The sequence below is a fragment of the Microbulbifer sp. TB1203 genome, assembly GCF_030997045.1.
GTDB lineage: Bacteria > Pseudomonadota > Gammaproteobacteria > Pseudomonadales > Cellvibrionaceae > Microbulbifer.
In genome coordinates, this window is sequence record NZ_CP116899.1 from 1,636,530 (window position 1) to 1,657,761 (window position 21,232).

General features: G+C 61.2%; 20 protein-coding genes. 9 read left to right on the forward strand and 11 right to left on the reverse strand.

The features are described from left to right. Nucleotides 1-39 precede the first annotated feature (39 nt). The 5 genes from PP263_RS06945 to PP263_RS06965 form a co-directional block, all read right to left on the reverse strand. Nucleotides 40-741 carry a DUF4194 domain-containing protein gene (locus PP263_RS06945; protein WP_308367644.1) on the reverse strand — a complete coding sequence of 234 codons (702 nt, stop codon included), beginning with the start codon at nt 739-741 and terminating at the stop codon, nt 40-42. Beyond that, nucleotides 734-2,161, reverse strand: a complete 1,428-nt coding sequence (locus PP263_RS06950) for a Wadjet anti-phage system protein JetA family protein (protein ID WP_308367645.1) — start codon at nt 2,159-2,161, stop codon at nt 734-736. Before PP263_RS06950 ends, PP263_RS06945 begins: the two co-directional genes overlap by 8 nt. Before the next feature lie 15 nt (nt 2,162-2,176). Further along, a complete protein-coding gene (locus PP263_RS06955) occupies nt 2,177-2,365 on the reverse strand; it encodes a DUF3012 domain-containing protein (RefSeq protein WP_308367646.1) in 189 nt (62 codons plus the stop codon). 191 nt (nt 2,366-2,556) lie between these two features. Further along, on the reverse strand, nt 2,557-3,930 hold the full coding sequence (gene cysS / locus PP263_RS06960; protein WP_308367647.1) for a cysteine--tRNA ligase: 1,374 nt from the start codon (nt 3,928-3,930) through the stop codon (nt 2,557-2,559). A gap of 136 nt (nt 3,931-4,066) precedes the next feature. Next, the gene (locus PP263_RS06965) at nt 4,067-5,740 is read right to left on the reverse strand and encodes a glutamine--tRNA ligase/YqeY domain fusion protein (RefSeq protein WP_308367648.1); all 1,674 of its coding nucleotides are present in this window, start codon (nt 5,738-5,740) and stop codon (nt 4,067-4,069) included. Nucleotides 5,741-6,042: 302 nt separating this feature from the next. Here PP263_RS06965 and PP263_RS06970 point away from each other — a divergent pair, with 302 nt between their 5' ends. From PP263_RS06970 to PP263_RS06980, 3 genes are all read left to right on the forward strand, one after another. Continuing rightward, complete coding sequence (locus tag PP263_RS06970; protein WP_308367649.1) at nt 6,043-6,540, forward strand: peptidylprolyl isomerase; 498 nt, start codon at nt 6,043-6,045, stop codon at nt 6,538-6,540. Between the two features lie 113 nt (nt 6,541-6,653). Then, complete coding sequence (locus PP263_RS06975; protein ID WP_308367650.1) at nt 6,654-7,379, forward strand: UDP-2,3-diacylglucosamine diphosphatase; 726 nt, start codon at nt 6,654-6,656, stop codon at nt 7,377-7,379. A gap of 132 nt (nt 7,380-7,511) precedes the next feature. Continuing rightward, on the forward strand, nt 7,512-8,639 hold the full coding sequence (locus PP263_RS06980) for a saccharopine dehydrogenase NADP-binding domain-containing protein (RefSeq protein WP_308367651.1): 1,128 nt from the start codon (nt 7,512-7,514) through the stop codon (nt 8,637-8,639). A 128-nt stretch (nt 8,640-8,767) separates the two neighbouring features. Here the strand turns inward: PP263_RS06980 and PP263_RS06985 are convergent, their stop codons facing one another. Both PP263_RS06985 and PP263_RS06990 read right to left on the reverse strand, forming a co-directional pair. Beyond that, nucleotides 8,768-10,405: a SulP family inorganic anion transporter gene (locus PP263_RS06985; protein ID WP_308367652.1), complete on the reverse strand. Its 1,638-nt coding sequence runs from the start codon at nt 10,403-10,405 to the stop codon at nt 8,768-8,770. 7 nt (nt 10,406-10,412) lie between these two features. Beyond that, entirely contained in the window at nt 10,413-11,075 is a 663-nt protein-coding gene (locus tag PP263_RS06990) for a carbonic anhydrase (RefSeq protein WP_308367653.1), read from the reverse strand. 120 nt (nt 11,076-11,195) lie between these two features. Between PP263_RS06990 and PP263_RS06995 the strand changes: the two genes are divergently transcribed. Continuing rightward, a complete protein-coding gene (locus PP263_RS06995; protein ID WP_308367654.1) occupies nt 11,196-12,140 on the forward strand; it encodes a hydrogen peroxide-inducible genes activator in 945 nt (314 codons plus the stop codon). Nucleotides 12,141-12,222: 82 nt separating this feature from the next. Then, on the forward strand, nt 12,223-12,675 hold the full coding sequence (locus PP263_RS07000) for a DUF2269 domain-containing protein (protein ID WP_308367655.1): 453 nt from the start codon (nt 12,223-12,225) through the stop codon (nt 12,673-12,675). 175 nt (nt 12,676-12,850) lie between these two features. On the opposite strand, the gene PP263_RS07005 is transcribed toward PP263_RS07000, so the two are convergent. Beyond that, nucleotides 12,851-13,483: a malonic semialdehyde reductase gene (locus PP263_RS07005; RefSeq protein WP_308367656.1), complete on the reverse strand. Its 633-nt coding sequence runs from the start codon at nt 13,481-13,483 to the stop codon at nt 12,851-12,853. An 81-nt stretch (nt 13,484-13,564) separates the two neighbouring features. Between PP263_RS07005 and PP263_RS07010 the strand changes: the two genes are divergently transcribed. Further along, the gene (locus PP263_RS07010) at nt 13,565-13,825 is read left to right on the forward strand and encodes a DUF3081 family protein (protein ID WP_308367657.1); all 261 of its coding nucleotides are present in this window, start codon (nt 13,565-13,567) and stop codon (nt 13,823-13,825) included. 88 nt (nt 13,826-13,913) lie between these two features. Here the strand turns inward: PP263_RS07010 and PP263_RS07015 are convergent, their stop codons facing one another. Beyond that, nucleotides 13,914-14,534 carry a tRNA isopentenyl-2-thiomethyl-A-37 hydroxylase MiaE gene (locus PP263_RS07015; protein ID WP_308367658.1) on the reverse strand — a complete coding sequence of 207 codons (621 nt, stop codon included), beginning with the start codon at nt 14,532-14,534 and terminating at the stop codon, nt 13,914-13,916. 310 nt (nt 14,535-14,844) lie between these two features. Further along, the gene (locus tag PP263_RS07020) at nt 14,845-15,603 is read right to left on the reverse strand and encodes an iron-containing redox enzyme family protein (RefSeq protein WP_308367659.1); all 759 of its coding nucleotides are present in this window, start codon (nt 15,601-15,603) and stop codon (nt 14,845-14,847) included. A 182-nt stretch (nt 15,604-15,785) separates the two neighbouring features. On the opposite strand from PP263_RS07020, the gene PP263_RS07025 reads away from it, so the two are divergent. Continuing rightward, nucleotides 15,786-16,712, forward strand: a complete 927-nt coding sequence (locus tag PP263_RS07025; RefSeq protein WP_308367661.1) for a hypothetical protein — start codon at nt 15,786-15,788, stop codon at nt 16,710-16,712. A gap of 198 nt (nt 16,713-16,910) precedes the next feature. Here the strand turns inward: PP263_RS07025 and PP263_RS07030 are convergent, their stop codons facing one another. Next, nucleotides 16,911-17,366 (reverse strand): DUF1289 domain-containing protein, encoded by a 456-nt coding sequence (locus PP263_RS07030; RefSeq protein WP_308367662.1) that lies wholly within the window; start codon nt 17,364-17,366, stop codon nt 16,911-16,913. A 326-nt stretch (nt 17,367-17,692) separates the two neighbouring features. On the opposite strand from PP263_RS07030, the gene acnB reads away from it, so the two are divergent. Next, nucleotides 17,693-20,308 carry a bifunctional aconitate hydratase 2/2-methylisocitrate dehydratase gene (gene acnB / locus PP263_RS07035; RefSeq protein WP_308367663.1) on the forward strand — a complete coding sequence of 872 codons (2,616 nt, stop codon included), beginning with the start codon at nt 17,693-17,695 and terminating at the stop codon, nt 20,306-20,308. A 368-nt stretch (nt 20,309-20,676) separates the two neighbouring features. Continuing rightward, a complete protein-coding gene (locus PP263_RS07040; protein ID WP_308367664.1) occupies nt 20,677-21,162 on the forward strand; it encodes a hypothetical protein in 486 nt (161 codons plus the stop codon). Nucleotides 21,163-21,232 lie beyond the last annotated feature (70 nt).

Genomic DNA, 21,232 nt, shown 5'->3' on the forward strand with positions numbered 1-21,232 from the left:
CCTTGATGGGCACGCTACGCTTTGCCCATCCTACGGTTTTTACTCGGACTCAGTGGCAACGAAGAGGCTGTGGTCTTCACTCTCCGGTGTTATACGCGCTTCGGTTTCGCCGGTGGGCGCCGTGTCCAGCAACTGCTGCAAGGTCGACTCGGTGACAAAGTGCGCGATGGTCGGGCGCACCCGCAGCCAGGTTTCCGCCAGGGGCTCCGCGTCGTCGCCGGCAAACTGCACCAGGCGCAGCTGACGCAATTTCTTTAATAAACTTTTGCGCTCCGCCAACTTGTCCGGCAGCGACATCTTCAGCAGGTTGCGCAGGCCCAGTTCCAGTGCCTCGAGGGAGAGGGCCACACAGCCGCTGTCGTCCACCTGCCCTTCCCGCAGCGCCTTGTCGTATTCCACCCGCAACACCAGGATCGCCGCCACCTCCCACTGGCTGAGGCGCGCGCGCAGGCCGCCGTGGTGGGGTTCCTCCTGGTCCGGCAGGCCCGGTACTTCGGAACCCGGCGGATAGACGCGGATAAACTGGAAGCGGCTGTCGTGCTGCAGGCGCAGCCCCAGCGGCGCCAGCCACTCGCGAATGAGTTGTTCGCAGCGCTGGAAGCGGTCGTAGAGTTGCGCCTCAACCTGGCTCTCCTCCCGGCAGATCACTCCGTAGTCCAGCAGGCGCACCAGCAGCTCGGAAAATTCCCCGCGGGTCAGGCGGCACTGGGCCAGCGCTTCTTCCAAGGCCTGTTCAATCACTTTCTTTCAACTCTAAAAAGTACTCGTCGAATTGGGCAAAGTAGTCATTGCTCGCGGTCTCCCCGGTAAACTCCACCCGCAGCGCCGCGGCGGAATCCTGGTTGACCGCGGCCGCTTCCAGCGCGTGGCTCATGGCCAGCAGATCCCGCGCGTCTTTTAACGGCAGGTCGCGACTATTGATGCGCCGGCCACTGCCGAGGGCAGTCTGCAGGTAATTCCGCAGGTCGCTACCGTTGAAATTGAACGCCTGGTCCAGCAACTGCTGCAGGAGAATATCCCGCTGGTTTTCCTCCGCCAGCGGCACATCTTCCTCCACCAGGGTATTCACCGGCTGGCGGCGGCTGCGCTGCCACAGCTGGGTCTGCCTGGGGTCGAACAGGCGCAGCTGAAATCCACCCAGTTGATCGCCGAGCCGCTCCAGCAATTCCTTTTTTTCCGACTGCTCACCGAGACGCTGGCACAGGTCCGCAAACTCGCCCTCGGACTGGCTGTGCAGATAGCTGAGCTGGCGGATAATGATGTCCGCGCGCTTGGTAAAGCCCTGTAGCGCGCGGCGTAGCGCCGGCAGTTTTACCTCGCAGGCGCGGCGCATGCGGTCCTCGATGGTGTCCAGCATCAGCCACAGCAGCGAGCGGCCCTCTTCCGCCAGTTCCGGCAGCAGCTGGCGCAGGCGGCGCTCCCACTGCGCCTTGCGCTCCCTGTCTTTGCGACGGATACGCGCGATCACCCGGCCGATGGCGTCCCGGTGCTTTTCCACGCTGTCGGCGGAGAGGCGGATTGCCAGGTCCGGCTGGAAACGGCTCTCCATAAAGGAGAAGAATTCATCCGTGGCCTGCTGCACCAGCAGCTGCGCCTCCACCTCGCGCACCAGTTCGCGCTTGCGCTCTTCCAGCTCCGCAATCATATCGGTGAAGTCGGCGACGATGCGCTCGGAATACTCCCAGGCGTCGATCAGGTCGTGCACTTCTCCGCGGCTGGCAAAGGCTTCCAGGGCGTTGAGAGTATTGCGGGTATTGCGGTGGCGGGTGCGCACACGGGTGCTGTTCACCTCCACCAGAGGCTGGGTAAACAGGCGGCCGCGGCGGCTGAAGGGATAGCTGGCGCTGAGTGTGGCGCTGTCCACCTGCTTTTCCAGCCAGCCGTATTCCACCAGGCTGTTCAGCACCCAGACCGCCTGCTCGCGCAGGTTGCGAAAACGCCCTTCGGAATCCGGATTATTGTCGTCGCTGTCCAGTTGCGGGGCGCGGGTCAGCGCTTCGCTGAAAATCTCCAGGATCTGCTCGCGCGCCAGGGATTCGCCGTAGTCTGCCTTGGCGGTGTACAGGCGCTCGTACAGCAGGCGCAAACACTCCACCACCTGCTCGCGGTATTTTCCGGTGAGCGGGCGGAAGAAGTGCTGGTAGGCATCCGCGAAAAACAACAGGACAGGTTCCGCTTATTCTTCTTCGGGCTTCTGGTTGAGCACACAGTACTTGGTGTAGTCACCGGCATCGGTCAGGGTCCAGTCGCCTTTGGGGGTTTCGTCCATTTTTTTGCACCACTTCTCTGAGCCGCGCTTGGGTTCGCAGGCGGTGAGGGTTAGTACGGCGATAATGGCGGTCGTGAGGATAAATAGTTTTTTCATTCTGCTATCTGTTGTTTCTTTTGTAGGATGGGCAAAGGAGCGCAGCGACGTGCCCATCTTCCCGGGTCTTGATGGGCACGCTGCGCTTTGCCCATCCTACATATTGCGTTGTCATTCCGGCGCAGGCCGGAATCCAGTGCCTGCGGAAAAATTGCCTGGATACCGGCATTCGCCGGTATGACGAGATTGAATTATTCCCGCCGCCACTTGGTGCCTTCGCGGCTGTCTTCCAGAACCACGCCCTTGGCCTTCAACTCCTCGCGGATCTCGTCGGCACGGGCGTAGTTTTTGTCGAGTTTGCTCTGCTGACGCTCGGCGATCAGTTGCTCGATTTCCTGTTCAGAAATCGTCTCCGCTCCCCGGGCCTGCTTGAACCAGGCTTCCGGGTCCTGTTGCAGTATGCCCAGTTGCCGGCCTGCCGCCAGCAATAAAGCTTTCCAACGCGCCTTCCCTGCCGTCTCCGACTTGTTCAGCTCCCTGGCAATCTGATGCAGTTCGCCGATGGCCACCGGCGTGTTCAGGTCGTCCTCGAGCGCATTCATAAATGCAGTGCCCTCAAGATCCGCCTCGTCTATTTTTATGCTTTGCGCCTCGCGCAAAGCACCGTAAAGTGAATCGAGACTGCGCTGGGCCTGGTCCAGCAGATCGGAACTGAAATTCAGCTCCGAGCGGTAGTGGGCGGAGAGCAGCGCGAAGCGCAGCACTTCGCCCGGGTACTGCTGTAACAGGTCGTTGACCATGCGGAAGTTGCCCAGGGATTTGGACATCTTTTCGCCTTCAATATTGACGTAGCCGTTGTGCATCCAGTAGCGCACGAAGTCCACACCGTTGGCGCAGCAGCTCTGGGCGCGCTCATTTTCGTGGTGAGGAAAGGTCAAATCGCGGCCGCCACCGTGAATATCGATGGTGTCCCCCAAGTGCTTCTTGATCATCGCCGAGCACTCCAGGTGCCAGCCGGGGCGGCCGCGGCCCCAGGGGCTGTCCCAGCCGGGCTCGTCGTCTTTCGAGGGTTTCCACAGCACGAAGTCGCCGGCGTATTTCTTGTAGGGGGCCACCTCGACGCGGGCGCCGGCGAGCATATCGTCCAGGGAGCGTTTGGAGAGCTTGCCGTAGCCGTCCATGGATTCCACCGCGAAGAGCACGTGACCCTCGGCCTCGTAGGCGTGGCCCTTCTCGACCAGCCGCTCGATCATGGCGATCATTTCCGGCAGGTGTTCAGTGGCGTAGGGGGTGACGTCCGGCTCCAGGTTGTTGAGCGCGGCCATATCCTCGAAATAGGCCTGGGCGAAGCGCGCGGAGAGCACACCGATCTCCTCGCCGTTGTCCCGCGCGGCCTTCATGATCTTGTCGTCGATATCGGTAATGTTGCGCGCGTAGACCACGTCGCTGAAACGGTTTTTCAACAGCCGGTAGAGAGTATCGAACACCACCACCGGGCGGGCGTTGCCGATATGCACGCGGTTGTATACGGTGGGGCCGCAGACGTACATGCGCACCCGATCTTCCACCAGTGGCTTGAAGGTTTCTTTCTGCCCTGAAAGGGTGTTGTAAAGCTGTAGAGCCATTGGTTCCGATAACTATTTTTTGTGAATTCAGTGTGCTCGTCGGGTTCGGTGCATCTGGATTCCGGCCTTCGCCGGAATGACGACATTGAAATACCTCGTCATGCCGGCGCAGGCCGGCATCCAGTACCCAACTGCGTTACTTGCTCTGTTCCTTGGCCCATGAGTCCCGCAGGCCGATGGTGCGGTTGAACACCGGTTTTTCCGCACTGCCGTATTTGCTGTCGCGGCAGAAGTAGCCGTTGCGTTCGAACTGGTAGCTTTGTTCCGGCTCGGCATTCACCAGGCCGATTTCGCCCTTGCAGCCGCTGAGGATTTCCAGGTTGTCCGGATTGACGAAATCCAGGAAATTCTTGTCCCCCGCATCCGGCGCCGGGTCGCTGAAAAGGCGATCGTAGAACCGCACTTCACAGTCGACATTCTTTTCCGCGGAAACCCAGTGGATCACCCCCTTGGGCTTGACGCCGTCCGCCGGATCTTTGCCCAGGGTATCCCGGTCCACGGAGCAGCGCAGTTCGACGATTTCGCCGTTGGCATCCTTCACCACTTCGTCCGCGTGGATCACATAGGCGTTGCGCAGGCGCACCTTCTTGCCCAGTACCAGGCGCTTGTACTTTTTGTTGGCCTCTTCGCGGAAGTCCTCCCGCTCGATATAGAGAGTGCGGGTAAAGGGCAGCACCCGCGCCGGGAGATCGTCGCGTACCGGGTGGCCGGGGGCGCTGAGGCTTTCCTCCGCGCCCTCCGGGTAGTTGGTCAGGGTAACCTTTAGCGGGTCCATCACGCACATGGCGCGGGGGGCGTTTTTGTCCAGGTCGTCGCGGATAGCGTACTCCAGCATGCCCAGATCCACCACCGAGTCGGAGCGGGTCACGCCGATCATTTCGCAGAAATTGCGGATCGCCGCGGGAGGCACGCCGCGGCGGCGCATGCCGGACAGGGTGGGCATGCGCGGATCGTCCCAGCCGTCCACGTGCTTTTCGTCCACCAGTTGCTTGAGCTTGCGCTTGGAGACCACCGTGTAATTCAGGTTCAGGCGCGCAAATTCATACTGGCGCGGGCGCGCCGGCACCGGCAGGTTCTCCAGGAACCAGTCGTACAGCGGCCTGTGGTCCTCGAATTCCAGGGTGCAGATGGAGTGGCTGATGCCCTCGATGGCGTCCGACTGGCCGTGGGCGAAGTCGTAGCTGGGGTAGATGCACCACTTGTCGCCGGTCTGGTGATGAGCCATCTTCTTGATGCGGTAGATGATCGGGTCGCGCAGGTTGATATTGGGCGCGGCCATATCGATCCTGGCGCGCAGGCTGCACTCGCCCTCTTCCATTGCACCGTTCTTCATCTGCTCGAACAGCGCCAGGTTCTCCTCCACGGAGCGGTCGCGGTAGGGGCTGTTTTTGCCCGGCTCGGTCAGGGTGCCTCGGTAGGCGCGGGCATCCTCCGGCGACAGGTGGCAAACATAGGCTTTGCCTTCCTTTATCAGGTGCAGGGCCCAGTCGTACAACTGATCGAAGTAGTCCGAAGTGTATTTGGCTTCGCCGGCCCATTGAAAGCCCAGCCAGGATACGTCCCGCTTGATGGATTCGACGTACTCCTCCTCCTCCTTGGCGGGGTTGGTGTCGTCGAAGCGCAGGTTGCAGCTGCCGCCGAACTCCTGCGCCAGGCCGAAGTTCAGGCAGATGGACTTGGCGTGGCCGATATGCAGGTAGCCGTTGGGCTCGGGCGGAAAGCGCGTGACCACCTCGGATACCCGGCCCCCGGTCAGATCTTCGCGGATGATATTCTGTAAAAAGTGAGCCGGCTTGCTCTCGGATGTCATAGATGTCTCGATTACAGCTGTGCAATGTAAGCGGCGGATTATAGCGCAGTTGCGCCCCGGAACATCGGGGCACCTCTAAAAATCTACTGCGCGTGCGGCTGGCGGCGGCCGGCGGTGCTGGTGCGCCAGCCCGGTCGCAATGCTCATGTACTATTTGTACACTCCGCTTGCTCCGCTCCGGCGGCCACCACCAGCCACCCGCTCGCTACGATTTTTAAAGGGCCCCTTCGGTTTTGCGGAACGGCGTCCTAAGGTATGATGCCGGCCGCAATTTACCTAACCAGCCACTCACAGGATGTTTTATGATCACCCTGCACACCACCTATGGCGATATCGTCGTTGAACTGGATTTCGACAAGGCCCCGAAAACCGCCGCCAACTTCTTGCAGTACTGCCGCGAAGACTTCTATACCGGCACGATTTTTCACCGGGTGATCGACAACTTTATGGTCCAGGGCGGCGGCATGACCCCGGATATGGAGCAGAAACCCACCCGCGACACTATCGAAAACGAGGCGGACAACGGTCTCAAAAACGATACCGGCACCTTGGCCATGGCGCGCACCATGGAGCCGCACTCTGCCAGCTCCCAGTTTTTCATCAACGTCAACGACAACGACTTCCTCAACTTCCGCAGCAAGGACTCTCAGGGCTGGGGCTACTGCGTATTCGGCAAGGTGGTAGAGGGTATGGACGTGGTCAACAAGATCAAGGGCGTGCCGACCGGCAGTAAGGGCTTCCACCAGGATGTGCCGGTGGAGACCATCGAAATCACCGGTGTGACCGTCGCCGAGGACTAACCTATCTCCTGTAGGAGCGGCCCATGGCCGCGATCTTTCCCGCTACGTAGCGATGCCGATCGCGGCCATGGGCCGCTCCTACAGGGAAGAGGAATGCGAGGGAAGCAAGCATTGTGACCAGCTACCTGATCTCCGACCTGCACCTGGACGAGAGCCGCCCACAGGTAACCCGGGCCTTCTTCGACTTCCTGCGCGGCCCCGCCGCCGGTGCCGGGGCCCTGTATATCCTCGGCGACTTTTTCGAGGTGTGGATCGGCGATGACGACGACGCCCCGCTGGCCGCGGAGGTGGCCACCGAACTGAGCGCCTATAGCGGCACCGGCGCCGAGCTGTACCTGATGCACGGCAACCGGGATTTCCTGATCGGCGAGGACTTCGCCCACCGCGCCGGCGCCATCCTGCTGCCGGACCCCACCGCAGTCACCCTGGCCGGGCGGAGCGTCCTGCTGATGCACGGCGACAGCCTCTGCACCCGCGACAGCGAATATATGGCCTTCCGCCAGCAGGCCCGCGATCCCAACTGGCAGCGGGAAATGCTGGCCAAGCCCCTCGAGGAGCGGCGCGCTATCGCCGCGCAGTTGCGCGCGGTATCCAAGTCCATGAACAGTCGCAAGGCGGAAGACATCATGGACGTCACCCCGGAGGAAGTGGAGAGGGTGATGCGCGAACAGGGCGTGCGCACCCTGATCCACGGCCACACCCACAGGCCCGCACGCCACGCGATCACCGTGGACGGCGAAGCCGCCGAGCGCATCGTGCTCGGCGACTGGGGAGACCTGGGCTGGTGCGTGAAGGCAGACGGGGATTCGCTTGAATTGATCCACTGGCCCATAGCATGATTGCCGATTAGGACACCGCAGCCGCTCGCGACGCGGGCGAGCGCCAGGGATAGAGTGAATCACCGCCGAGCCCAGCCAGGCATCGGGCCGGAGCCCCGCCCTGGAGAAATAACGGATCAGAGAACCGCTGACGTGAAGAACCTGAAAAAACGCGTACTGATCCTCGGCGGCTACGGCACCTTCGGCTCTCGCATCGCCCGGTTGCTCAGCAGCGACAGCGAACTGCAACTGATCATCGCCGGGCACGACAAGTTCAAAGCAGAACTCTGCGCCTCCCAGCTCCCCAATTTTGCCGAGGGCCTGCGCCTGGAGCGCGACGCAGTCAACCTCGCCGCACAGCTCAAGGCCCTGCACCTGGACCTGTTGATTCACTGTGCCGGCCCCTTCCAGCATCAGGACTACCGCGTGGCCCGGGCCTGTATCGAAGCCCGCACCCCCTATATCGATATCGCCGACGGGCGCCGCTTCGTATGCGATTTCCAGCGTCTGTCCCCCGCCGCCGAGGCCGCGGGTGTGCCGCTGGTCTCCGGCGCCAGCAGCCTGCCGGCGCTCAGTTCGTCGGTACTGAAGGAACTGCAGGACAAGTTCGCCGAACTGGACTCAGTGGATATCAGCATCGCCCCCGCGCACCGTATCGAGCGCGGGCTGGCCACGGTGCGCGCCGGTTTCGAGTCCCTGGGCGACAACTTTCCCCAACTGCAGGACGGCCAGTGGCGCGAGACCTACGCCGGCAATCACCTGCGCCGGCACAGGCTGGCCCACCCTGTGGGCGAACGCTGGCTGTGCGACTTCGACGTGCCGGACCTGGAACTCTGGCCCCGCGCCCTGCCCGGCCTGAAAAATGCCCGCTTCGCCACCGGCCTGGAGCCGCGCGCCCTGCAACTGGGCCTGGTCCTGTGCGCGCAGCTGGCCCGGCAGCCGCTGCCGTTCAACAGACTGCAACTGTCGAGGCTCGGCTACCGGCTCGCCGCGCACTGGCCCGGCGGCAGCGGCCACGGCGGTATGCTGATCCACCTGGGCGGTAAAGACCGGAATGGCCAGCCGTTGGGTTACCGCTGGCAGGCCCTCGGCCTGAACGGTGACGGGCCCTGGATTCCCGCGGCGCCGGCGGCGGCCATGGCCAGGAAAATACTGCGCGGCGAGTGGAGCCGGGCGGGGGCGCAGGCCTGCTGGCAACTGCTCAGCCTGGACGAAATCCTGCGCGAACTGACCCGCTTCTCGGTAGTGACCGCCGTGGAGAGGCTGGAACCGGATCGTTGAGCCTTGAACCTAACCTGTAGGAGCGGGCCATGCCCGCGATCAGCGGTGGTTGAATTCCACATTGATCGCGGGCATGGCCCGCTCCTACAAGGGGCGCTTATGCCATTCGAATCACCGGATGCACCGGCTCAGGCACCCGCCGGCAGCCAGTTGCCGCCGCTATCTTTTTCCCGCTGCCGCAGAGCTCCGTCCCCCACCCGCAGAGCCTCGCTGCGATCGCGGAATTGGCCATCCCCAGGCAGCCCCCCGTTCAGGTTGGCGAGTACGGAGCGCACCTCCTCATTCATGCCCGCGAGATACAGCTGCCGGCCGCTGCTCCGGGCATCCGCGGCGATAGTCTCCACCGCCAGTGCAGCGGACAGGTCCAGGAACGGCACCGAGGAGAAATCCAGGATCAGAATCCGGGAGCCCGGCTCGCTGTGCTCGCGCACGTGATGACCGAGATCGGCGGCGGCACCGAAGCTCAGGGGGCCGCTGAACTCGAACAGCGCAATGGCCTCGCGATTGCGCTCGAGAATCGCCTTGTCCTCCGGGGAGTCCAGGTGTTCCGGCAGGTGACGCAGGCCGGCAATTTGCAACTGGGCCACCTGCTTCACGAACGCCAGGGCAGCCAGCACCACACCGGCGGCCACCGCGGTGATCAGGTCCACGAAAATGGTCAGTACCAGTACCAGCGCCATCAGGATCAAGTCCCATCGCGGGCCCTGGTGGGCGCGCTTCAGGTAGCGCCAATCGATGATATCCAGGCCGACCTTCACCAGGATGCCCGCCAGCACCGCCATCGGGATATTCGCGGCGAGCGGACCCAGTCCCAGAGCCACCGCCAACAGCACCAGGGCGTGAATCATCCCCGACAGGCGGCTGCACCCACCGGAGCGGATGTTGACCACGGTACGCATGGTGGCACCGGCCCCGGCGATACCGCCGACCAGGCCGGCCGCGGTATTGCCGAGCCCCTGCCCGATCAGTTCCCGGTTGCTGTGGTGCCGCTCGCGGGTCATATTGTCGGCAACGAGCGATGTGAGCAGGCTGTCGAGAGAACCGAGCACCGCGAGAATGACCGCCGCTTCCACCACCAGGAACATCTTGTCGCCATTGAATACCGGCAGGTGCAGCTCCGGCAGGCCCGTGGGAATATTGCCGAGCACGGGCACATCAAACGCGAAGTAAGCCACCAGGGTACCGGCGATCAGAGCCGCCAGCGGCGCCGGCAGGTAGCGGCCGAAACGGGCGGGCCAGCTGTACACCATCGCCAGGGTGCCCAGGCCGAGGAGCAGGTTCACCAGATGGACGTCCGACAGCGCCGTGGGCAGGAAGCCGAGGGCCCCGAGGGTCCCGCTGGGCGAGTCATGGCCCAGCAGCGGGTTGAGCTGCAGGATAATGATGATGACGCCAATACCGGTCATAAAGCCCGAGATCACCGGGTAAGGCACCAGCCGAATGTAGTGACCGAGGCCAAACAGGCCGAATGCCACCTGGATAAGGCCCGCGAGAATCACAGCGGTAAAAATCAGCGCAGCATCGCCGGAGAGGCTGGCAAAGAGACCGGCGAGAACCACCACCATGGGCCCGGTGGGGCCGGAGATCTGCGGACCGGTACCGCCGAACAGAGCGGCAAAAAAACCGACCGCGATGGCACCGTAGATACCTGCCATGGGGCCGAGCCCCGAGGCCACCCCCAGCGCCAGGGCCAGGGGCAGCGCCACCACACCGGCGGTGACGCCGCCGGTGATGTCGCCTCGCAACGTAGATAGATCGAACTTCATCTCAGCCTTACTCCTCGACTGCTTCCATTGAACGGGCCCCGAATGCGGCCCGGTATTCCTCGTCCATGGGTTTGAAGCCACCGGACTGCTCGTGGTAATAGAGCACTTCGCCGCTGGCGATGTTGTACAGCCAGCCGTGCAGCTCAATGCGGCCGTTGGCCAGGCCGGTGGCAACCGCAGGGTGTGTGCGCAAGTGTTGCAATTGCTGTACCACGTTCTCGCAGGTCACCTCCTCAAGGTGATCTTTGCTCAGGCCGCCCCGCCGCCCGCGCACCACCTCGGTGGCGGAACGGCAGTGGCCCAGCCACTCCTTCACGTGGGGCAGGCCCTCCAGCTTTTCCGGCTCGATGGCGCCCTTCATCGCACCGCAATCGGTGTGGCCGCAGACCACGATATGGGAGACGCCGAGGGCGGCCACCGCAAACTCGATGGACGCCGTCATGCCGCCGGTCTGGCTGCTGTGGGGCGGCACCACGTTGCCCGCGTTGCGACAGATGAACAGCTCCCCCGGCTCCGTCTGAGTCACCAGGTTGGGATCGATACGGGAATCCGCACAGGTGATAAACAGCACCTCCGGATTCTGGCCGTTTGCCAGTTTGGCAAACCGCTCTTTCTTCGCCGGATAGACCTCTTTCTGAAACTTGGCCACCCCGGATATCACGTGCTCCATGGAAACTCCTTTTGCGAAACTACCGAACAATTGTGGCAATCATTATTTGTTGATAGTTCAATAGGATAAAATACCATTTAATGATAATTTTTTATTATCAGATAACCGCCGGAGGATCCCGTGGCTTCCAATCGACAGGCGCCGACGATCAAGCAGTTGGAGTACTTCGCGGCCATTGCCGGGCGGTCCAGCTACCGCCGCGCGGCGGAGGAACTGGGGGTCAGCCAGCCTGCCCTGACCACCCAGATTGCAGCGCTGGAAAGCGCGCTCGGGCTCTCCCTGTTCGAGCGATCCCGCGCCGGCACCCTGCTCACGCCGGAGGGCCGAGAACTGCTGGATCAGGCGCGCCAGATTCTGCTGGCCATGCGGGAGTTCAAGGAAAATGCCCAGATGCTCGCCCAGGGGTACCAGACCACCTACAAACTGGGCGTGACCCCCACCGTCGGCCCCTACCTGCTACCCAACGTCCTGCCGGAGTTACACGCCCGCTATCACGCGCTGAAACTGTACGTGCGGGAGGCCGCGCCACGGCACCTGCAGCGGGGGCTGGTGGAAGGCGCTTACGACCTTGCCATCATCCCGCTGCCGGTGACCGCGGAGGAACTGGCGGTAGAGCCGCTGTTTACCGAACCCCTCAAGTTTGTCGTTCCGGCGGACCACCGCCTGGCGGGAAAAGCTCAAGTGGCACCATCGCAACTGCGCGGCGAGAAAGTACTCACTCTGGAGGAGCAGCACCACTTCCACCACCAGGTACAGGAAATCTGCGAGGACCTGGGAGCGCAGCTGCAGCGGGACTACGAGGGCACCAGCCTGGACACCCTGCGGCAAATGGTGGTGATGGGGCTCGGCGTGGCCTTCCTGCCCGGGCTCTACGTGCACTCCGAAATGCACAACCCCGAAGCGCTCCATGTGAGCGAACTCAAGGCCAAGCCCATTCTCCGCCAACACGGGCTGGTGTGGCGCGCCAGCGCGCCGGGAAGGCGGTTCTACCGGGAACTGGCGGCCCATACGCGGGAGATCATACGCCGCCGGCTGGGTGACGTGGTCACGGTCGATAGTCCGTGAGCGGACGAAGGTTCGGGCACAGACATTGATGCTGCACCGGGCAACTGTGGTAATTTGAGCGCGAAATTCACCGCGGTGCCCCATGTCCATCTACCTGTTGCTGAAAACCCTGCATGTCATCAGCGCCATTGTCGTGCTCGGCACCGGCGTCGGTATCGCCTGGTATACGCTGCGCGGCTGGCTTTCCGGAGACCGGCAGGTATTCCGCTGGATCAGCCGCGAAACAGTCACCGCAGACTGGGTATTTACCGCCAGCGCTATCATTATACTGCTCGGAAGCGCTATCGGAATGCTGTCCATCAACCCCGCCTGGTTGCAGCAATCCTGGCTAAAACTCGCCATGACCCTGACTGTGCTGGTTTTCCTTCTGTGGCTCCCGGTGGTGATTTTGCAATATCGCCTGAGACTGCACGCCCACAAGTCCAGTGACGTCGAGGTCCACCGGCTGATGAAACTCTGGTGCGCGCTCGGCGCCGTGGTGTTTCCGCTGATGATTGCCATTGTTTTTCTGATGGTGGCAAAACCGCATTTTTGATGTCAGTTAAGCCATTATCGATTGTCATACCCGCGGAGGCCGGTATCCAGTTCAGTGTTCCCTGGGTTCCGGCATGCGCCGGAACGACGAAATTGTCTTTATAGATACCCCTGTTTCAAATCAACTCCCCATACCTGCGCAGGAATGACGAAACTCCGTTCGCCCCTGCGATTTGTCAGATGACTTTGCAGACGTCGTCGAAATCGAACCTCGGGCTGCGCGGGTGCAGCAATACGGGATCGCCGTAGCCCAGGTTGCACAGGAAATTCGATTTGATATGGCTGTCCGGGGAGTGCTCCTGCTGGAATGCCCTGTCCTCGCAGGGTTCACTGAAGAATTCCTTGTCCACCGCGGCGTTGTCGAAACCGGACATTGGCCCGCAATCCAACCCCACCGCGCGTGCGGCGAGAATGAAGTAACCGCCCTGCAGGGAACCGTTGCGGAAGGCCGTGGCGGCCGCCAGTTCGGAGTTGTCCACGAACCAGTCCCGCGCCGGCGCGTGGGGGAACAGTTTCGGCAGGTAGTCGTAAAACTTCATATCGTGAGCGATGATCGCGGTTACCGGCGCGGCCATGGTCTTATCCACGTTGCCCTCATTCAGCGCCGGCTTGAGGCGCTCCTTGGCCTCCTTGCTGCGCAGGAACAGGACCCGCACTGGGCAGCAGTTGGCACTGGTGGGCCCCATTTTCATCAGGTCGTACAGCTGCCGGAGAGTCTCATCGCTCACCGGCTTGTCGAGCCAGTGGCTGTGGGTGCGCGCCTCGGTAAAGAGCTGCTTCAGGGACTCGCTGGAAATGCTCTCACCCATGGTCTGCTCCTTGTGTGGGATTGCCGGGATCGAATAGATACTATAGCGTGGTATCAGCGACTTCCGACAACGGGCAAAGACGTGGACCAAGAGCACAAAATCGACGTCAAACAAGCATTGCGCGTGTTTGACAAGATCACCAGAAAAGGCGTGAAAGAGGAAGACGGCTGGCACTACCGCGGCCTGACCGCAAGCACCGATTTCGACGGCTATACGGTTTTTATCAGTTCATCAAAGGTGCAGCTGACCATTTTCTTTCACAACAAGTACACGGTCGACTATGCGAACGCGATGGAGCTGGAGGAATTTGTCGACCTACTGGCGAAAATCGACCGCAGCTAGAAGGCCGCATTTTGTAGGAGCTTGCTTGCAAGCGAACCGCTAAGAGCACTGATCTTTTCGCCTGCAAGCAGGCTCCTACAGAATGCAGCTAGACTCCGGCGGGCACTCCGCTATGGAAACGGAATTCGCCGTCATTCCCTTCAACCAGTTTTCTCTCTACTTCCAGCAGCTGCCGCACCCGGGGCTCGATATCCTCTTCACTGGCCTTCTGCGCCAGGGCCAGGTAATCGCGAAAATGCCGCGCCTCGGATTTCAGCAGCGACAGGTAAAACTTCTGCAGCTCCTCATCCAGGTGCGGCGCGATTCGCGCAAAGCGTTCGCAGGAGCGGGCCTCGATAATCGCGCCGCAGATCAGCGTATCCACCAGCCGTCCCGGCTCGGCGCTGCGCACCTGTTCGCGCAGGCCGGCGGCGTAGCGGGAGGCGCTGATATGGGGATAGGCGATACCGCGCTTCTTCATAATTGCCAGCACCTGCTCGAAGTGGCGCAGTTCCTCGCGGGCCAGGCGCGACATCTTGTTGAGCAGGTCGAAGTTGTCCAGGTAGCGGAACATCAGGTTCAACGCCGTTCCCGCCGCCTTTTTCTCGCAGTTGGCGTGGTCCACCAGCATCAATTCCGGCGACTCCAGCGCGGCCCGCACCCAGGCATCCGGTGTGGGGCACAGCAGAAAATCGTGAATGGCGGAAAGGTCGGGGACCGGAGCGTTCATGGGCGGTACTGTGTCCTGTATGGAACTAAATAGTGATACCAGCGGGCCGCTAAGCGGCCAGATGCAAGGCGCACTTGCGCCGGCGTAGTCATTCTACGTCAAGCAAGTGCAACGCCGCAGATGGCTGCTTAGCGGCCCGCCCGAAGGGAGCCCCCCCCTCTTCACCAATCGAGAGGGCCCACAGCCGCGTTGCAGCTCTTGAAAATGGAATGACCATTCCCTGCGAGCTGCGCCTAACCGTGAACAATCTGGGGGGCTCTGGTATCACTACCATACAGGACACTAGCAGTTGGCTGATTCGAGCGCGGGATTATAGCGACGACGCCCGCGGATTTGCAGCGCCGCTGTCTGACTTCACCAGGCCACAGGCTTCGGCCACCTCATCGCGATAGGCCTGCCAGCCGTGCAATACCTGCCCCATCCACTGCAGCACCCGCGGGCGGGCGCCCTCCTCCACAAAATCCAGCATCAGCTGCCAGGCGACCTTGCGATGGCCCCGCTCCACCTGGCGGTGCACCCGGGCCAGGGCCAGGTTCTCGATCGGCAGCCCGTAGTGTTTCACCAGCGGGTGCTGGGACAGCGGCAGTTGCGGGCGCCGGGGCGCACCGGGCTCCAGTTCACCGCGCTCGTACTGGGTACCCTCGAGAAAAATCGTGGTCACCGCCGCCGCCACCTCCCAGCCGTGATGGCTGACGGCCACATCCAACAGCGCGCGAAACTCCGCTGCCTTCGGCAGCAGCCTCACCCGCCTGAAGCGATCCAGGTTCATTCCCAGGCCGCGGGGATACTGCAGGAACAGCTCCGAATTCGGCCTGCCGCCGCTCAGGCCGCCGGTCTCCTCCTCGTAGAGATCTTCCGCCAGTTCCTGTCGCACCTTGGCCACCGGACACTGCACATAGGCGCGGCCGATCATTATCGGAAGATCGCGCACATAGACCGCGTATTCCTGCTCCAGATGGATATGCAACCGCTCCTTAGGCACCAGCCCGCCGGTAAACGCCGGACAGGCCCAGTGCACCTTGCGCTCCATCACCCGCAGCAGTCCCTCTCGAAATTCGCTCCGGTTCATGGGGAGAATGGTAGGAAGATCCGGGCGCCGGCACTAATCGGTCTCTGCGCTTATTCACCCTACTAATCCTCCACCCTGGTGACTTCTGGTTGTACTCCGAAACCTGACCCTGATTAAACTCCAAATTGATAACGGCTTATTAAGTGGATTAATATTGCAGGAAATACATGGGAGATTTCCAGATGGGCGAACAGCAAAAGCTGGCTCGGCGCATTCCGCCATTGCTCGACAAACTGCATGCCAGCGCCGGCGAACTCCGCAACGCGCTGGAACAGTTGCAGGATTCACCCAGGTCCTGGCAGCACTATCTGCTGCAACCGGTTTTCGCCCGCAATGCCGCCGAACTGCTGGGCGGCAGTTTCGAAAAACCCTTCGCCCTCGCCGGCGCCCTCTACGCCCAACTGGACTACTGTGATTCCGCGGGCACTCCCGGCGACGCCCGCGCCACCCTGCAGATTCCCGGCCTGCTCTGCGTGCCCGCGCCAGTTATCGAGCTTGCGCAACAGCTGAATATGGACAAAGACGCCTTCTTCAAAGCCGTGGCTGAATTCAAGGCCGCACTGGCGGAACGCCCCGCCCCGGAACGGGACCGCCAGTTGCGCGATCTGCTCTCCAGCGCCGGCCACCCCCGCGCCCACCTGCGCCAGTGCTACCGCCAGGTGTTGCTCTGCCCCGAGCGGCCCCGGGCCATCGCACTGAGCTGGATCAAGGCGCGCAAGTCGATCCGCAAGGTATCGGTGGAATGGTGCGAGAGAAAACTGGTGCAGCTGGACCCCCAGGGGGCGGACCCGGGCATCCAGTACCAGCGGCAGTTGCTGGCGGGGCTGCACCGGAACCAGCACGGCGACCTGCGCCAGGTGCAGGTGCAGAGCCGCCCCAACCTGCAGGTGGCGGAAATTTTTCGCGACAAAAGTGGCGAGACCTATCGCCAGGTGGGCTACGCGGCCATGCCGGTTCTTGTGCTGGGGGATGAAAGCGGCCAGTTGCCGGAATTTACCCGCGTGGATCACCAACCGGCGGTGAGCCTGCGCCGGCAACGGCGGGATTTGGCGATGTCCCGCGACCCGTTTCTGGCGGCGTTGCGGGTGTATTTGCGGGAAGCAGGATAGTGCGGGCACCGCCCTTGTTGTAGGAGCGGCCGTTGGTCGCGATCGGTATCAGGCAAGGACGGAAGGCGAGATGCAAAACGGCCACCGATAGCAGCGCCGTCCGTCTTCAACTACGAAATGACGCCCATCGCGGCCAACGGCCGCTCCTACATAGATAAGGATATTTGTTGTTGGGCAAGCAACGGGAAATTCCGGGAATCAGGCTTTCTGCAACCCGGGGGCCACATAGCGCTGGTAGTAAGCCACCGATAGCGCATAAAAATCTTCATCGATACGCCGGCGCAGTTCCGTCAGCGGCACATCGCGGGCCTGTGCTGTGGGGCGCAGGCCGTAGTCCGCCGGGTTGTCGATCTGGCTGGCGCCGGCGCGCAGCAGTTCGAACACCCAGCAGTAGGGATTCTGGTCCGTGTTGAAGGCGATCTGCTGGTGGCGCAACTGCACCAGCAGCACCCGCTCATCCACAATCTCCAGCTGGCTGCGCACCGCGTTGGCCAGGTAACCCTCGCGGCGTTCGGCGATAATCCGCCGCTGCTCCTCGGAATAGGCATTCCAGTGAATCACCTCGTGGGCAAAGCGCTTGCAGCCACGGCACACATCGTCGCCGATGCCGGTGGAACAAACGCCGATACAGGGAGTGCGGACTTTTTTGTACATCGAATAATCAAGCCGGTCTGCGCTGGTATCAACCAGTCTGAAATCGGGTGGGGATGATTTTGCCCGGTAGACTATTTTGTTTGGATTCCGAAAGAAAGTCACCGCCCACAAATTGACCATTATTCACCAAACAAATAATCGGAATTCGCGTAAGTTATTGATTTTTCAATAAACTTAACAGCAATTCGGCTTTACTGTAGAATTCGCCACCCCCGCCTCCAGCGGCCGCGAACACAACGCGAACACAAAGAGCCCCGCCAATTCAGCAGTTGCCCGGGGCATCCGCCAGCTGTTGGTGCCACCCCATATACCAAGAGGACTTATCCGTGCTTGAAGCCTATCGCAAACACGTCGCCGAACGCGCCGAACAGGGTATTCCACCCAAGCCTCTAGATGCCGAACAAGTGGCCGGGCTGGTAGAGCTGTTGAAGAATCCCCCCGCCGGCGAGGAACAGGAGCTGGTCGAACTGCTCACCCACCGCGTGCCGCCGGGCGTGGACGAAGCCGCTTACGTCAAAGCCGGTTTCCTGTCCGCCATCGTCAAGGGCGAGGCCGAGTCCCCGCTGATCGACCGCGAACACGCCACCAAACTGCTGGGCCAGATGCTGGGCGGCTACAACATCGTCACCCTGGTGGAATTGCTCGACGACAAAGACCTGGGCGAACTGGCCGCAGAACAGCTGAAAGGCACCCTGTTGATGTTCGACGCCTTCCACGACGTGGAAGAGAAAGCCAAGGCGGGCAATGCCAACGCCAAGGCAGTGATCGAATCCTGGGCCGAGGGCGAGTGGTTCACCAAGCGCAACAAGGTACCCGAGAGCATCAAAGTGGCCGTATTCAAGGTCACCGGCGAAACCAACACCGACGACCTCTCCCCCGCCCCCGATGCCTGGTCCCGCCCCGACATCCCGCTGCACGCGCTGGCCATGTACAAAATGCAGCGCGACGGCCTGGAACCGGAAGAGCCCGGCGTAAAAGGTCCGCTCAAGCAAATCGAAGAAGTGAAGGCCAAAGGCCTGCAGGTTGCCTTTGTCGGCGACGTGGTCGGCACCGGCTCCTCGCGCAAATCCGCCACCAACTCCGTGCTCTGGTACTTCGGCGAGGAAATGCCCGGCGTGCCCAACAAGAAATCCGGCGGCATCTGTATCGGCAGCAAAGTGGCCCCCATCTTCTACAACACCATGGAAGATGCCGGCGCACTGGTGTTCGAAGCGCCAGTCGATGACCTGAATATGGGCGACGTGATTGAGATCCGCCCCTACGAAGGCAAGATCCTCTCCGAAGACGGCAAGGTGCTGTCCGAGTTCGAACTGAAATCCCAGGTACTGCTGGACGAAGTGCAGGCCGGTGGCCGCATCAACCTGATTATCGGCCGCGGCCTCACCACCAAGGCCCGCGAATCCCTCGGCCTGGAGCCTTCCGACCTGTTCCGCAAGCCGGAGCAACCGGCGGAAAGCGACAAGGGCTACACCCTCGCGCAAAAAATGGTCGGCCGCGCCTGCGGTGTTGAAGGCATCCGCCCCGGCACCTACTGCGAACCGAAGATGACCACCGTGGGTTCCCAGGACACCACCGGCCCCATGACCCGCGACGAACTGAAAGACCTGGCCTGCCTGGGTTTCTCCACCGACCTGGTGATGCAGTCCTTCTGCCACACCGCCGCCTATCCCAAGCCGGTGGATATCGACACCCAGCACAAACTGCCCGACTTCATCATGAACCGCGGCGGCGTCTCCCTGCGCCCGGGCGACGGCATCATCCACAGCTGGCTGAACCGCATGCTGCTGCCCGACACCGTGGGCACCGGCGGCGACTCCCACACCCGCTTCCCCATCGGCATCTCCTTCCCCGCCGGCTCCGGCCTCGTCGCCTTCGCCGCTGCCACTGGCGTGATGCCACTAGATATGCCGGAATCCGTACTGGTGCGCTTCAAGGGCGAAATGCAACCGGGCATCACCCTGCGCGACTTGGTGCACGCGATTCCCTACTACGCCATCCAGAAAGGCCTGCTCACCGTTGAGAAGAAAGGCAAGAAGAACATCTTCTCCGGCCGCATTCTCGAAATCGAAGGCCTGGAAAACCTCACTGTGGAGCAGGCGTTCGAACTCTCCGACGCCTCCGCCGAGCGCTCCTGTGCCGGCTGTACCATCAAGCTTTCCAAGGACACCATCGGCGAATACCTGCGCTCCAATATCACCCTGCTGCGCTGGATGATTGCCGAGGGCTACGGCTCCAAGCGCACCCTGGAACGCCGCGCCCGCGCCATGGAAGCCTGGCTGGAAAACCCGGAACTGCTGGAAGCGGACAAGGACGCCGAATACCTGGACGTGATCGAAATCGACCTGACGGAAATCAAGGAACCTATCGTCTGCGCCCCCAACGACCCGGACGACGCCCGCCTGCTCTCCGAAGTGGCCGGCGACAAGGTGGACGAAGTCTTCCTCGGCTCCTGCATGACCAACATCGGCCACTTCCGCGCCGCCGGCAAGCTGCTCGAACAGCACAAGGGCAGCATCTCCACTCGCATGTGGATTGCTCCCCCCACCAAGATGGACGAGCACCAGTTGATGGAAGAAGGCTTCTACAACATCTACGGCGCCGCCGGCGCCCGCACCGAAATGCCCGGCTGCTCCCTGTGCATGGGCAACCAAGCGCGGGTAGCCGCAGGGTCCACCGTACTCTCCACCTCCACCCGCAACTTCCCCAACCGCCTGGGCGACGGTGCCAACGTGTACCTCACCTCCGCGGAACTCGCCTCGGTAGGCGCCATCCTCGGCAAACTGCCCACCCCGGCCGAGTACCAGGCCTATGCGAAAAACATCAACTCCATGGCCGGGGAAATCTACCGCTACCTGAACTTCGACCAGATCGAGGATTTCCAGAAATCCGCCGAGGAAGGCAAGCGGATTGCGGCAACGGAGATTCAGGATGTTGCGGTTTAAGCGATAGCCCTGTCTCCGATTGAAAAGCCCTGCCCTTATCGGCGGGGCTTTTTTTTGTCAGCTACAAAGCAGACGGGATCAAAAAACGACCAATCAGGCCGACTTCACGAGCCATTGACTCTTGAATACTGTGGGATTGCTTGTAACGCGTTGACTTTTAAAGGGTTCACAATATGATCGGGAGCCATTCCGGTTTCTGAATTAACGGGCCATAGACTTGCTTATCCTGTGTAACACTAGACGGTGATACTCGTATCTTATTGATTTAATTGGATTTATCTCCCAAAAACGGGAGCAAAAGCCGGTGGACAGGAGCCAGAGTGATATAGAGCCCCGGGCTTTTGAATAAAACTGTTATGAGTAGAAACATGATCAGAGCTATAACAATAATTTTCATACTGGTTAGTGCGAAGGCATTTTCATGGGAACCTCATTTCCATGAGCTAGTTGAGTCTAAATTGACCGCGGATCTCGGGCACGATTTAGGGCGGGCTTCTGTAGAAATGGTTCTGAATGCGCCAAATGGGAAAATAGAAAGCGTAGTTATTCGTTCAAACTACGGTGAAACTACCCTTGATGCGTCACAATTCATCGGAATTGACATCGTCAGGTTAAGTCAGCTGAGTATTGTTTCGTTTGGTCTCGGCATGGAAGGTTTTGACCCATCATTCTCAGCATGCGTGCCATACGGAAAAGGAAAATTTGTTGAGGAAAATGGCGCGAAAAAGTTATTAATGCCTGTACTGGGTATCCGTACTACGGCAAAAGGCAGCAATGTATTCAAGCTTCCGATACCAGAAGATGGTATCCGGCGAGAAGACCACGATGGTTGCTTCTACCTTTCGGAGCAGTAACTCATAACGATGCGCCGCAGACCGACAGCTTACTTTGCGCACCTTTTGCGCGGTCGCTGCGCTCCCATTT